This window comes from Serratia nevei (genome assembly GCF_037948395.1).
GTDB lineage: Bacteria > Pseudomonadota > Gammaproteobacteria > Enterobacterales > Enterobacteriaceae > Serratia > Serratia nevei.
Map to the genome: position 1 here is coordinate 703,695 of NZ_CP149940.1, position 14,152 is coordinate 717,846.

At 58.9% G+C, this 14,152-nt stretch carries 10 protein-coding genes; 6 read left to right on the forward strand and 4 right to left on the reverse strand.

Annotated features, from left to right (window positions below; genetic code table 11):
* The first annotated feature begins 93 nt into the window (after positions 1 to 93).
* Positions 94 to 1,566, forward strand: a complete 1,473-nt coding sequence (locus V8N38_RS03245; protein WP_147839732.1) for a DASS family sodium-coupled anion symporter — start codon at positions 94 to 96, stop codon at positions 1,564 to 1,566.
* Between the two features lie 37 nt (positions 1,567 to 1,603).
* Here the strand turns inward: V8N38_RS03245 and leuD are convergent, their stop codons facing one another.
* Genes leuD through leuA form a run of 4 tightly spaced genes read right to left on the reverse strand, consistent with a single transcriptional unit; the run spans position 1,604 to position 6,286 of the window.
* Entirely contained in the window at positions 1,604 to 2,206 is a 603-nt protein-coding gene (gene leuD / locus V8N38_RS03250) for a 3-isopropylmalate dehydratase small subunit (protein WP_060422456.1), read from the reverse strand.
* 9 nt (positions 2,207 to 2,215) lie between these two features.
* Positions 2,216 to 3,616 carry a 3-isopropylmalate dehydratase large subunit gene (gene leuC, locus V8N38_RS03255; protein ID WP_084826856.1) on the reverse strand — a complete coding sequence of 467 codons (1,401 nt, stop codon included), beginning with the start codon at positions 3,614 to 3,616 and terminating at the stop codon, positions 2,216 to 2,218.
* 1 nt (position 3,617) lies between these two features.
* The gene (leuB, locus tag V8N38_RS03260; RefSeq protein ID WP_033649192.1) at positions 3,618 to 4,709 is read right to left on the reverse strand and encodes a 3-isopropylmalate dehydrogenase; all 1,092 of its coding nucleotides are present in this window, start codon (positions 4,707 to 4,709) and stop codon (positions 3,618 to 3,620) included.
* Positions 4,710 to 4,711: 2 nt separating this feature from the next.
* Positions 4,712 to 6,286: a 2-isopropylmalate synthase gene (gene leuA, locus V8N38_RS03265; protein ID WP_004932820.1), complete on the reverse strand. Its 1,575-nt coding sequence runs from the start codon at positions 6,284 to 6,286 to the stop codon at positions 4,712 to 4,714.
* Between the two features lie 872 nt (positions 6,287 to 7,158).
* On the opposite strand from leuA, the gene leuO reads away from it, so the two are divergent.
* From leuO to cra, 5 genes are all read left to right on the forward strand, one after another.
* Complete coding sequence (gene leuO, locus V8N38_RS03270; protein WP_060440779.1) at positions 7,159 to 8,106, forward strand: transcriptional regulator LeuO; 948 nt, start codon at positions 7,159 to 7,161, stop codon at positions 8,104 to 8,106.
* A 466-nt stretch (positions 8,107 to 8,572) separates the two neighbouring features.
* Entirely contained in the window at positions 8,573 to 10,381 is a 1,809-nt protein-coding gene (locus V8N38_RS03275) for an AMP-dependent synthetase/ligase (protein ID WP_147839733.1), read from the forward strand.
* A 313-nt stretch (positions 10,382 to 10,694) separates the two neighbouring features.
* Positions 10,695 to 12,413, forward strand: coding sequence for an acetolactate synthase 3 large subunit (ilvI, locus tag V8N38_RS03280; RefSeq protein WP_041033253.1), 1,719 nt, complete (start codon positions 10,695 to 10,697; stop codon positions 12,411 to 12,413).
* A 2-nt stretch (positions 12,414 to 12,415) separates the two neighbouring features.
* Entirely contained in the window at positions 12,416 to 12,907 is a 492-nt protein-coding gene (gene ilvN, locus V8N38_RS03285; RefSeq protein WP_004932806.1) for an acetolactate synthase small subunit, read from the forward strand.
* A 218-nt stretch (positions 12,908 to 13,125) separates the two neighbouring features.
* Positions 13,126 to 14,130 (forward strand): catabolite repressor/activator, encoded by a 1,005-nt coding sequence (gene cra, locus V8N38_RS03290; protein WP_004932801.1) that lies wholly within the window; start codon positions 13,126 to 13,128, stop codon positions 14,128 to 14,130.
* The last annotated feature ends 22 nt before the right edge of the window (positions 14,131 to 14,152 follow it).

Below are 14,152 nucleotides of genomic sequence, written 5' to 3' on the forward strand. Positions count from 1 at the left end.
GCCCAAGCTGAAGGCATATGGAGCGCGATCGTTGCGCCCACGCCCGTCTCGCTATTGAGACGCCGCCTTGTTGTTTAGAACAGTGGGAACGTTATGGATAAACTCACACCGCTCAAACCGCTTCCTTCCCTGTGCGCCCTCGCCGCCACGCTGATTATCTGGTTCCTCATTCCCGTGCCGGAGGGCGTTGCACCCAACGCCTGGCAGTTGCTGGCGCTGTTTATCGGCACCATCATCGCCATCATCGGCAAGGCGATGCCGATCGGCGCGGTCTCGGTGATCGCCATCGCCCTGGTGGCGGTGACCGGCGTCACCAACCCCGGCAAGCCGGGCGCCGCGCTGGACGACGCGCTCAGCGGCTTTTCCAACCAGCTGATCTGGCTGATCGGTTTTTCGATCATGATCTCCCTCAGCCTGAACAAAACCGGGCTGGGCGCGCGCATTGGCTACTACTTCATTTCGCTGTTTGGCAAAAAAACGCTGGGTATCGCCTATGCGCTGACGCTGGCGGAAACCACGCTGGCGCCGGTGACGCCGAGCAACACCGCACGCGGCGGGGGTATCATTCACCCGATCATGAAGTCGATCGCTGACAGCTTCGGTTCCAAACCCGAGCTCAATACCTCCGGTAAAATCGGTCGCTATCTGTCGCTGGTGAACTACAACATCAACCCGGTCACTTCGGCGATGTTTATCACCGCCACCGCGCCTAACCCGCTGATCGTCAGCCTGATTGCCAAAGGCACCCACGGCAGCTTCGAACTGTCCTGGTCGATGTGGGCAGTCGCCGCGCTGGTGCCGGGGCTGTGCTCGCTGATCGTGATGCCGTTGGTTATCTATCTGCTGTATCCGCCGGAGGTGAAGAGGACCCCGGACGCGCCGCGCTTCGCGCGCGAAAAACTGCAGGCGCTGGGGCCAGTGACGCTGCCGGAGAAAATCACCCTCGGGGTGTTCTCGCTGTTGCTGGTGCTGTGGGCCGGCATTCCGGCGATGATCTTCGGCCCGGCGCTGGCGGTCAATCCCACCACCGCGGCGCTGATCGGCCTGGCGGTGCTGTTGGCCACCGGCGTGCTGAGCTGGGAGGATGTGCTCAAGCATAAAGGTGCCTGGGACACCGTGGTGTGGTTCTCGGCGCTGGTGATGATGGCCAGCTTCCTCGGCAAGCTGGGGCTGATCGGCTGGCTGTCGCAAACCGTGGGCAACGGCATCGACCATATGGGCATGAGCTGGGTGGGCGGCACGATCTTGCTGACCCTCATCTATTTGTATTCTCACTATTTCTTCGCCAGTACCACCGCGCACGTGACGGCGATGTTCGCCGCCTTCTTCGCCGCCGGCATCGCGCTCGGCGCGCCGCCGGCGCTGCTGGGCCTGATCCTGGCGTTCTCTTCCTCGCTGATGATGTCGCTGACGCATTACGGCACCGGCACCGCGCCGATCATCTTCGGCTCCGGCTACGTGACGCTGGGGGAATGGTGGAAAGCGGGGCTGGTGATGAGCGTGGTTAACCTGCTGATTTGGATGCTGATCGGCGGGGCGTGGTGGAAGCTGTTGGGCTACTGGTGAGGAAAATATTCACCCGCCGGGCGGCGGGTGAAGGGGATTAATTCAGAAACGCCGGCTGCTGCGCTTCGTAGCGGGAGATGTCCGCTTCGTGCTGCAGCGTCAGGCCGATGCTGTCCAGCCCGTTGATCATGCAGTGGCGGCGGAAGCTGTCGATTTCGAACGGATAGCTTTTTCCGCCGGCGTTGACCGTCTGGTTCTCCAGATCCACCACGAACTCCGTCCCTTCGTTGGCGCCGACCAGGTTGAACAGCTCATCCACCTGCTGCTCGCTCAGCGTCACCGGCAACAGCTGGTTATTGAACGAGTTGCCGTAGAAAATATCGGCGAAGCTCGGCGCGATCACCACTTTGAACCCGTAATCGGTCAGCGCCCAGGGCGCGTGTTCGCGCGAGGAACCGCAGCCGAAGTTCTCGCGCGCCAGCAGGATGCTCGCGCCTTTATAGCGCGGTTTATTCAGCACGAACTCCGGGTTCGGCTGTTGGCCGGCGTCGTCGAGGAAGCGCCAATCGTTGAACAGGTGCTGGCCGAAGCCGGTACGGGTCACCTTCTGCAAAAACTGCTTGGGAATAATGGCGTCGGTGTCGACGTTGGCCGCATCCAAAGGCACCACTAAGCCGGTATGTTGAGTAAATTTAGCCACGTTAGCCCCTTAGTGAATATCACGGATGTCGGCGAAGTGACCGGCGACGGCGGCCGCGGCGGCCATCGCCGGGCTGACCAGGTGGGTACGCCCACCGCGGCCCTGACGCCCTTCGAAGTTACGGTTGCTGGTGGATGCGCAGCGCTCGCCCGGATTCAGGCGGTCGTTGTTCATCGCCAGGCACATCGAACAACCCGGTAAACGCCATTCGAAACCGGCTTCGATAAAGATTTTGTCCAACCCTTCGGCTTCCGCCTGGGCCTTCACCGGGCCGGATCCCGGCACCACGATGGCCTGCACGCCGCTGGCGACCTTGCGCCCCTTGGCAATCGCCGCCGCCGCGCGCAGATCTTCGATGCGTGAGTTGGTGCAGGAGCCGATGAACACTTTATCGATCGGCACGTCGGTCAATTTGATGCCCGGTTTCAAATCCATGTAAGCCAAGGCTTTTTCCGCAGAGGCGCGCTCGACCGGATCGCTGAACGATTCCGGCGCCGGGATCGCCTGATTGACGGCGATCACCTGGCCGGGGTTGGTGCCCCAGGTGACCTGCGGCGCGATCTCTTCGGCGTGCAGCGTCACCACGGTATCGAATTGGGCGTCGGCATCGGACTTCAGCGTGCGCCAATAGGCGACCGCCTGCTCCCAGTTTTCGCCGGTTGGTGCGAACTGGCGCCCTTTCAGGTAGGCGAAGGTGGTGTCGTCCGGCGCGACCAACCCGGCCTTGGCGCCCATTTCGATCGCCATGTTGCACAGGGTCATGCGGCCTTCCATGCTCAACGCTTCGATTGCCTTGCCGCAGAACTCCACCACGTGGCCGGTGCCCCCGGCGCTGCCGGTTTTGCCGATCACCGCCAGCACGATGTCTTTGGCGGTGATGCCCACGGCGGCGTCGCCGGTGACTTCAATCTTCATGGTCTTGGCGCGGCCCTGCTTCAGGGTCTGGGTCGCCAGCACGTGTTCCACCTCGGAGGTGCCGATGCCGAACGCCAGCGAGCCGAAAGCGCCGTGGGTGGCGGTGTGCGAGTCGCCGCAGACGATGGTCATGCCCGGCAGCGTCATGCCTTGCTCAGGCCCGATCACGTGTACGATGCCCTGGAACGGGTGGTTCAGGTCATACAGCGAAACGCCGAATTCCGCGCAGTTCTTGATCAGCTCCTGCATCTGGATGCGCGCCATTTCGCCGCTGGCGTTGATGTCTTTGGTCTGGGTCGACACGTTGTGATCCATGGTGGCGAAGGTTTTGCCGGGTTGGCGCACCTTGCGGCCCATGGCGCGCAGGCCGTCGAACGCCTGCGGCGAAGTGACTTCGTGCACCAGATGACGGTCGATATACAGCAACGGCGTTTCGTTCGGCGCTTCGTGCACCACGTGGGCGTCGTACAGCTTCTGGTATAAGGTCTTGGCCATGTTATGCCCCCTGAGCTACAAAGCGAGCGATGATGTCGCCCATTTCATCGGTGCTGACGGCTTTGCCGTCACCGGCCAGATCGGCGGTGCGGTAGCCCTGTTCCAACGCCTGGTTGATGGCGCGCTCCACGGCGTCGGCCGCTTCATCGGCGCCCAGGCTGTAACGCAGCAGCAGGGTGGCGGACAGGATCTGCGCAATCGGGTTGGCGATGCCTTTGCCGGCGATATCCGGCGCGGAACCGCCCGCCGGTTCGTACAGGCCGAAGCCTTGCTCGTTCAGGCTGGCGGACGGCAACATACCCATCGAGCCGGTGATCATCGCGCATTCGTCGGACAGGATGTCGCCGAACAGATTGGAGCACAGCAGCACGTCGAACTGGGACGGATCCTTGATCAGCTGCATGGTGGCGTTGTCGATATACATGTGCGACAGCGACACGTCCGGGTAATCCTTGGCGACCTGATTGACCACCTCACGCCACAGGATAGAACTCTGCAGCACGTTGGCCTTGTCGATCGACGTCACCTTGTGGCGGCGCTTGCGGGCGGATTCGAAGGCGATGCGTGCTATGCGTTCAATCTCGAAACGGTGATACACCTCGGTATCGAAAGCGCGCTCCTGCATGCCCTGGCCTTCGCGGCCCTTCGGCTGGCCGAAGTAGATGCCGCCGGTCAGTTCGCGCACGCACAGAATGTCGAAGCCGCGGGCGGCGATGTCGGCGCGCAGCGGGCAGAATGCCTCCAGCCCTTGATACAGGCGTGCCGGGCGCAGGTTGCTGAACAGCTTGAAGTGCTTGCGCAGCGGCAACAGCGCGCCGCGTTCCGGCTGCTCGGCCGGCGGCAGGTGTTCCCATTTCGGGCCGCCTACCGATCCGAACAGGATGGCGTCGGCCTGCTCGCAGCCGGCGACGGTCGCCGGCGGCAGCGGGCTGCCGTGGCGATCGATGGCGATGCCGCCGACGTCGTATTCGGCAGTGGTGATGCGAATGTCAAAGCGTTGACGCACCGCGTCCAACACTTTGCGCGCCTGAGCCATTACTTCCGGGCCGATGCCGTCTCCGGGCAAGACGGCAATGTGATAAGTCTTCGTCATGTTCACACCGTTTCCTGATTATTTTGATGTTTGTTTTGCTGCAGGCGCTGCTTTTCTTTTTCTACCTGCTGTGAGCGCCAAATATTGTTCAACACGTGCACCATCGCCTTGGCGGAGGATTCGACGATGTCGGTCGCCAGACCTACGCCGTGGAAGCGGCGGCCGTTGTATGAGACCACGATATCCACCTGGCCCAGCGCGTCGCGGCCATGGCCCTTGGCGGTCAGCTGGTATTTCACCAGCTCGATCGGGTAGTCGGTGATGCGGTTGATTGCCTGATAAACCGCATCGACCGGGCCATTGCCGGTGGCGGCCTCGGCTTTCTCTTCGCCGCCGCAGATCAGTTTCACCGAGGCGGTGGCCATGATGCTGCTGCCGGACTGCACGCTGAAGTAGCCCAGGCTGAAGTGCTCCGGCTCTTCCTGCTGTTTATTGATGAAGGCCAGCGCCTCCAGGTCATAGTCGAACACCTGGCCCTTTTTGTCGGCCAGCTTCAGGAAGGCGGCGTACAGGGTATCCAGGTTGTAGTCCTGCTCCTGGTAGCCCATCTCTTCCATGCGGTGTTTCACCGCTGCGCGGCCGGAGCGGGAGGTCAGGTTCAACTGCACATCCTTCAGGCCGATCGACTGCGGGGTCATGATTTCGTAGTTTTCGCGGTTCTTCAGCACGCCGTCCTGGTGAATGCCGGAGGAGTGGGCGAAGGCGTTGGAGCCGACGATCGCCTTGTTGGCCGGGATCGGCATGTTGCACAGCTGGCTGACGATCTGGCTGGTGCGGAAAATTTCCTGATGATTGATGTTGGTGTGCACGTTCATGATGTCCTGGCGCACTTTAATCGCCATGATCACCTCTTCCAGCGAACAGTTGCCGGCGCGCTCACCGATGCCGTTCAGGGTGCCTTCCACCTGCCGGGCGCCGGCCTGTACCGCGGCGATGGAGTTGCCGACCGCCATGCCCAAATCGTCGTGGCAGTGCACGGAGATGATGGCTTTGTCGATGTTCGGCACGCGGTCATACAAGGTGGTGATGATGCCGCCGAACTGGTTCGGCGTGGTATAGCCGACGGTGTCCGGGATATTGATGGTGGTGGCGCCAGCGTTGATGGCGGCTTCGACCACGCGGCACAGATTGTCGATCGGCGTGCGGCCGGCGTCTTCACAGGAGAACTCTACGTCGTCGGTGTAGTTGCGGGCACGTTTGACCGAGCGCACCGCCATCTCCAACACTTCGTCGAACGAGCGTTTCAGCTTCGATTCAATGTGCAGGGTCGAGGTGGCCAGGAACACGTGGATGCGGAACGCTTCGGCGACGCGCAACGCTTCTGCGGCCACGTCGATGTCTTTGTCTACGCAGCGGGCCAGGCCGCAGACGCGGCTGTTCTTGATCTGGCGCGCGATGGTTTGCACCGATTCGAAGTCGCCCGGCGAGGAGACCGGGAAGCCGACCTCCATCACGTCGACGCCCATTCTCTCCAGCGCCAGCGCAATCTGAATCTTCTCTTTTACGCTCAGGCTGGCCTGCAATGCCTGTTCGCCATCACGCAGCGTGGTATCGAAAATAATGACTTGTTGGCTCATCGGTGCATTCCTTATCGTGTTGATTTCACGCTAAGCGGGCAAAAAAAAACCCGCGCAGTAGCGCGGGTTTCTTATGGGTGATCGGCTGAGTCAGCTCCGAACTTCGTCCACAGGCATACCGCGCAAACAAGATGCGTTAAGTAGTAGGCCTAGTAGACGGTGAGTACGGATCATAAGGGTTCAGCTTCTCTTAAATGGGGTGTCTGCCTAATTTGATACGTGATTGCCCTGGCGATGTCAACACCTGATTGAATGCGGGGACAATGCATCGGCGAATCGGCCGAACAGAGGATCATGCGGCAAAAAAGCGACGCCCTAGAGAAAAAACGGGGCCAGTTTGCGTGCTGCTTAGCATAAACGAATCGAATATATACTGCGCTAATTGCTTCTGGATTTCGTTGCGTTAAGATTTGTGATGAAAAAATAAGAGGAATTAATCACGGGGGGCAATAAAATAACATTTTTAATACAAATGATTTAAATTGAATTCATATGATTAATCGATTGTTTTAGTCATAATATAACAAAATAATGCGTTTTTACACAAAGTGAGCGGTGTTTTTAGATGGTTTGATTGCTTATGATGTGTTTCTATAGTTTGTCTCATACTGTGCGGTTAGGTTGTTTAATTGTCTTAATCATTGTTGATACCTAATTATTAGTACCACCCAGGTGGCATTCTTCCCGCTGACGGGAGAAGCTGCTGACATGTATTCCACATACGACTTATATCGTGACGATAACACGAGGTTTTTTATCGGCTGATGGCGGTAATGGCAGGATTTGTCGTGCAAAGATAAGACAATGCGGCGTTTCATTGTTTGTCGAGCACAAGGATTAGATTATCTACACAGGATTTAGTGGAGTGAAATATGGCTGAATATGATTCAGAAATCGCCATGGTCAAAGAGCCGGCGGAGATTCATTTGCGCAGCGTCGATCTTAATTTGCTGACGGTGTTTGACGCCGTGATGCAAATGCAAAATATTACGCGAGCCGCTAATTCGTTAGGGATGTCGCAGCCGGCGGTGAGCAACGCGGTGGCGCGCCTGAAGGTGATGTTCAACGATGAGCTTTTCGTGCGTTGCGGGCGCGGGATCCAGCCCACCATGCGGGCCAGGCAGCTTTTTGGGCCGGTGCGGCAAGCGCTGCAGCTGGTGCAAAATGAGTTGCCGGGCGCCGAGTTCGAACCGCTGACCAGCACGCGAGCGTTCTCCCTGTCGCTGTGCAGCCCGCTCGATTTGCGTCTGGGCGCCGGGATAATCAATCACGTCAAACAGATCGCGCCGCAGCTTAACCTGCAAATAAAGTCGTACATCAACAATAATATTGAGCATCAATTGCGTTATCAGGACGTCGAGTTTGTCATCGGCTACAGCCGTTTCGAATCGGCGGAGTTTCGCAGCCTGGCGATGTTCGACGACGAATTAGTGCTGGCGGTTGCGCAGGCGCATCCGAGAATAGGCGAGGAAGTGACGCCGGAGCACATGCTGGCCGAGCAGCACGCTGCGGTTTCCCTGGAGAGTTTTGGATCGTTCAGTAAACCTTTTTATTTAGAGGAGCCGATGCTGCGCGCTGTGACGCAACAGTGCACTGATCTCTACAGCGTGTTGAATATGGTGTCGCAAACGGAAATGGTGGCGATTGCGCCCGCTTGGTTGGTGCGACAGCAGACGGAAGCGTTGAAAATAAAGGCGGTTCCTTTATGTGGCAACGAGAATAAAGCCACCTGCTATCTCTCCTGGCATGAATCCTCCGAGCGGGATAAAGGCCACCAGTGGATGAAATCCGTCCTGATTGAGGCGGGTAACCCAAAGTAAAGCGATAAAGAATGGGAGCCACATAAAGATAATATTCAACTGAGCGTTTTTTTCTCATGATAAAAACTAAGAACTATCTGTGTTTTTATTAAGATGTTTCTTGGTTTTACGGCGATAAAATAACTTATTTTCAGAGTGAGTTTGTTCGTTCAGCAAAAATAATTAATATAAATTAATATTCTGATTTTTACTTTCCGGCTGGTATTTTAAACTAACTCGATGCGGCGGCCCGGATGGGCCGCGTTTTATTGCCATCAGCAAACCTTTTCCTCCCCGTTTTGTCCAACCAATGAAAGTGCGGAAGCCGGACTGAGTTTTGGCTCACACTTCTACGCTGAAATCGCTTTTCCCCCTGCCTGAGACTAGGTAGACTGCGCAGAAAAAAGTAAACACGTGTAAGCTGAGATGAGGGCCGTAAGGCGTCGTTCCGGCTTAACTGTTTGATTCATTTCAGGCTTAGAGCACTATGATCACTAATCTGCTGCAATACCATTTGATCCATCGTATACAGCATCAAATCATCCACCGCGCCGATCGCACAGCTTTTCGCCAATGGTCGCCCAACGGCGAGTTGCAGCTGACCTGGGGAGAGGCCGCCACTCGTATTGATTGCATTGCCGCCGGGTTGCTGGGGCTGGGCGTCGAAGTGCAAGAACGCATCGGTATTTTCGCCAATAACACGATGGCCTGGGCGTTGACCGATCTCGCTATCCTTCACCTGCGCGGCATCAGCGTTCCGCTCTATTCCACCAATACGCCGGCACAGGCGGCGTTCATCACCAACGACGCCGACATCCGTATACTGTTCGTCGGCGAGCAGGCGCAGCTTGACGCCGCCATCGCGCTGCGCGGCGTCTGCCCGCAGCTGCGTCATATTGTCGTCTTCGACGAGGGGGCCGATCTGCGCGGCTGCGAGATCGCACAGCATCTGAGCACCTTCGAGCGCGCTGCCGATCCGGCGACTTTTGCCGCTCAACGCCAGCAGCGTATTGAAGAGTGCGACCTGCAGGATCTCTTCACCCTGATCTATACCTCGGGCACTACCGGCGAGCCGAAAGGAGTGATGCTGGACTACCGCAACCTGGCGGCGCAGCTCTACCTTCATGATGAAAGGCTGACGGTCGGCGAAGAAGATGTGTCGCTCAGCTTCCTGCCGCTGTCGCACGTTTTTGAGCGGGCCTGGAGCTTCTTTGTGATGCATTCCGGCGCGCAGAACGTTTTCCTGCCGAACACCGACTGGGTGCGGGAAGCGATGGGGCAGGTCCGCCCGACGCTGATGTGTGCGGTGCCGCGTTTCTACGAGAAGATTTTCAGCGCGGTGCACGAAAAAGTGGCGCGCGCCCCTTGGCTGCGCCGTGCGTTGTTCCACTGGGCGATCGTCTGCGGCGAGCGCAAATTCCTGCAGGAGCGCGCCGGCAAACCGTTGGGCAAAGTGTTCGACTTCACCCACCGCTGGGCCGATAAGCTGGTGTTGAGCAAGCTGCGCGGTATCCTCGGCGGCCGGGTGCGCTTTTTGCCGGCGGCGGGCGCCAAGCTGGACGACAATGTGATCCTGTTTTTCCAGGCGATGGGCGTCAACATCAAGTACGGTTACGGCATGACCGAAACCTGTGCGACCGTCTCCTGCTGGGAAGAGGGGCATTTCCGCTTCGGCTCCATCGGTAAACCGCTGCCGGAGGTCGAGGTGCGCATTGGCGAGGAAAATGAAATCCAGGTGCGCGGGCCGATTGTGATGCGCGGCTATTTCAACAAACCTTTGGAAACCGCCGCGACCTTTACCGAGGACGGCTGGCTGAAAACCGGCGACGCCGGGGCGATCGATGAAGAGGGCAACCTGTTCATCACCGAACGCCTGAAGGATTTGATGAAAACCTCCGGCGGCAAATATATCGCGCCGCAGATGCTGGAAGGCACGCTGGCGCAGGATCGCTTTATCGAGCAGGTGGCGATCATCGCCGATGCGCGTAAATTCGTTTCCGCGCTGATCGTGCCGTGCTTTGAGTCTTTGGAAGAGTACGCGAAGTCAGTGAACCTGAAATACCAGGATCGCCTGGAACTGCTGCGCAACGGCGAAATCCTCGAGATGTTCGAAAAGCGCCTGCGCGAGATGCAAAAGGAGCTGGCGCGCTTCGAACAGGTGAAGAAGTTCACGCTGCTGCCGGCGGCCTTTTCGATGGAGCTGGGGGAGTTGACGCCAACGCTGAAGCTGCGCCGTAAAGTGATCCTGCAGCGCTATCAGCGTGAAATCGACTCGATGTACCAGGAACAGGCCTGACGCCGCCGGGCCATGTGCCCGGCCAAAAAAGCGGCATATCCTTCACCTGATTTAGTTCTGTAATTTCCCGCCTGTTCGAAACAATGCCTAGCCTGACAACCCCGAGGCTAGCGCATTGTTTTTATAAAGCCGCGATCTCCAGCCGCTTGGCAATAACCCCGCTACCGTTAAGCCATTTTGCCGTTTGCCTGCCCCATATTCTGACGTTATGTTAATTCGATAGCGACAACCCATAAAAACTTTGGGGCATTGCCCCGCAGCAGGCGCTACGTTCCGGCGCCAGAGAAGAATAAGCAAGCCTGGAGGCAAACCCATGGAGATGTTGTCAGGAGCCGAGATGGTCGTCCGATCGTTGATCGATCAGGGCGTTAAGCATGTATTCGGCTACCCCGGCGGGGCGGTGCTCGATATCTACGACGCCCTGCATACGGTAGGAGGGATCGATCATATTCTGGTGCGCCACGAGCAGGGGGCGGTGCACATGGCCGACGGCTACGCGCGCGCCACCGGTGAAGTGGGCGTGGTGCTGGTGACCTCCGGCCCCGGCGCTACCAACGCCATTACCGGCATCGCCACCGCCTACATGGACTCGATCCCGATGGTGGTGCTGTCGGGGCAGGTGCCCAGCTCGCTGATCGGCTACGACGCCTTCCAGGAGTGCGATATGGTGGGGATTTCTCGCCCGGTGGTGAAGCACAGCTTCCTGGTAAAACGCACCGAAGACATCCCGGCGGTGTTGAAGAAGGCGTTCTACCTGGCTTCCAGCGGCCGCCCCGGCCCGGTGGTGATCGATCTGCCGAAAGATATCGTCGGCCCGGCGGTGCGGATGCCTTATGCCTACCCGCAGGACGTGAGCATGCGTTCTTATAACCCGACGGTGCAGGGCCACCGCGGGCAGATCAAACGCGCGTTGCAAACCATTCTGGCGGCCAAAAAGCCGGTGATGTACGTCGGCGGCGGCGCGATCAACGCCGGCTGCGAAGCCGAACTGTTGGCGTTGGCGGAGCAGCTGAACCTGCCGGTGACCAGCAGCCTGATGGGATTGGGCGCTTTCCCAGGCACCCATCGCCAGAGCGTCGGCATGCTCGGCATGCACGGCACCTATGAAGCCAACAAAACCATGCACCATGCCGACGTGATCTTCGCCGTCGGCGTGCGTTTCGACGATCGCACCACCAATAACCTCGCTAAATACTGCCCGGATGCCACCGTGCTGCACATCGATATCGATCCGACCTCGATTTCCAAAACGGTGGATGCCGATATACCGATCGTCGGCGATGCCAAACAGGTGCTGGTGCAGATGCTGGAGCTGCTGGCGCAGGACGAGAAAGCGCAGGATCACGATGCGCTGCGCGATTGGTGGCAGTCTATCGAGCAGTGGCGTGCCCGCGACTGTCTGGGTTACGACAAGCACAGCGGCACCATCAAGCCGCAGGCGGTGATCGAAACCCTGCACCGCCTGACCAAAGGCGACGCCTATGTCACCTCGGACGTGGGCCAGCACCAGATGTTCGCCGCGCTCTATTATCCATTCGACAAACCGCGCCGCTGGATCAACTCCGGCGGCCTCGGCACCATGGGCTTCGGTTTGCCGGCGGCATTGGGCGTCAAGCTGGCGCTGCCGGAGGAAACCGTGGTGTGCGTGACCGGCGACGGCAGCATTCAGATGAACATTCAGGAGCTGTCCACCGCGCTGCAATATAACCTGCCGGTGGTGGTGGTGAACCTCAACAACCGCTATCTGGGCATGGTGAAGCAGTGGCAGGACATGATTTATTCCGGCCGTCACTCGCAGTCCTACATGGATTCTCTGCCGGACTTCGTCAAGTTGGCCGAGGCTTACGGCCATGTCGGTATCGCCATCCGCACGCCGGATGAGCTGGAAAGCAAGCTGGCGCAGGCGCTGGCGGAAAAAGAGCGGCTGGTGTTCGTCGACGTGACCGTCGATGAAACCGAACATGTTTACCCGATGCAGATCCGCGGTGGAAGCATGGACGAAATGTGGCTTAGCAAAACGGAGAGGACCTGATCATGCGCCGTATTTTATCTGTCTTGCTGGAAAACGAATCCGGCGCTTTGTCGCGCGTGGTCGGGCTGTTTTCCCAGCGCGGTTATAACATCGAGAGCCTGACGGTGGCACCGACCGACGATCCGACGCTGTCGCGCATGACTATCCAGACCGTCGGCGACGAGAAAGTGCTGGAGCAGATTGAGAAACAGCTGCACAAGCTGGTGGATGTGCTGCGCGTCAGCGAGCTGGTGCAGGGCGCCCACGTCGAGCGCGAGATCATGCTGGTGAAGCTGCAGGCCAGCGGCTACGGCCGTGAAGAGGTGAAGCGCTGCGCCGACATTTTCCGCGGCCAGATCGTCGATGTGACGGCGACGCTGTACACGGTACAGCTGGCCGGCACCAGCGACAAGCTCGACGCCTTCCTGAGCGCAGTGCGTGAAGTGGCGGAGATCGTGGAAGTGGCCCGTTCCGGCGTGGTTGGCGTGTCGCGCGGCGACAAAATCATGCGCTGAGCGCGGTCTGGCGGCGAATAATCGGGGGCGCGGCGTGGCTGCGCCCTTTGTTTTTCGGTATTTTTTGCCCGATTGCTGGCACCTTTCGGCAAAAGCGGTTGCTAGGCAGTGTTTTCTGCTGTTAGATCGCAGAGGCTGGATTGAATAACCGTACGGGATGTCATGGTTAATCCGAGCACAGCCTTCACTTCTATTTTCAGCGTCATTAAGGGGTTAATGTGAAACTGGATGAAATCGCGCGTCTCGCGGGCGTTTCGCGCACGACGGCCAGTTACGTCATCAACGGCAAGGCGAAGCAGTATCGTGTCAGCGATAAAACCGTCGAGAAAGTGATGGCCGTGGTCAGGGAGCATAACTATCACCCGAATGCCGTCGCGGCGGGGCTGCGCGCCGGGCGTACCCGTTCTATCGGTCTGGTGATCCCGGATCTGGAAAATACCAGCTATACCCGCATCGCCAACTACCTGGAACGCCAGGCGCGCCAGCGTGGTTACCAATTGCTGATCGCCTGTTCCGAAGATCAGCCGGACAACGAAATGCGCTGTATCGAGCACCTGCTGCAGCGCCAGGTGGACGCCATCATCGTCTCCACCGCCTTGCCGCCGGAGCATCCTTTCTATCAACGCTGGGCCAACGATCCGCTGCCGATCATCGCGCTGGACCGCGCGCTGGATCGCGAGCATTTCATCAGCGTCGTCGGGGCCGATCAGGAAGACGCCTTTGCGCTGGCGCAGGAGCTGCGCACCTTCCCGGCTGAATCGGTGCTGTATCTGGGCGCCTTGCCGGAGCTTTCGGTGAGCTTCCTGCGTGAGCAGGGCTTCCGTCAGGCCTGGCAAGAAGATCCCCGCCACGTCGATTATCTGTACGCCAACAGCTATGAACGTGAAGCCGCCGGCGCGCTGTTTGCCGAATGGCTGAAAACGCACCCGATGCCGCAGGCGCTGTTCACCACCTCGTTCTCGTTGTTGCAGGGCGTGATGGACGTGACGCTGAAGCAACGTGGCCGTTTGCCGACCGATCTGGCGATTGCCACCTTCGGCGACCATGAACTGTTGGATTTCCTCGAGTGCCCGGTGCTCGCGGTGGCGCAGCGCCATCGTGACGTAGCCGAACGCGTGCTGGAGCTGGTGTTGGCCAGCCTGGATGAACCGCGTAAACCCAAACCGGGTTTGACGCGTATCCGCCGCAATCTGTTCCGCCGCGGCAGCCTGAGCCGCAAATAGTCCGCTCTACAGGAGCCCGCTA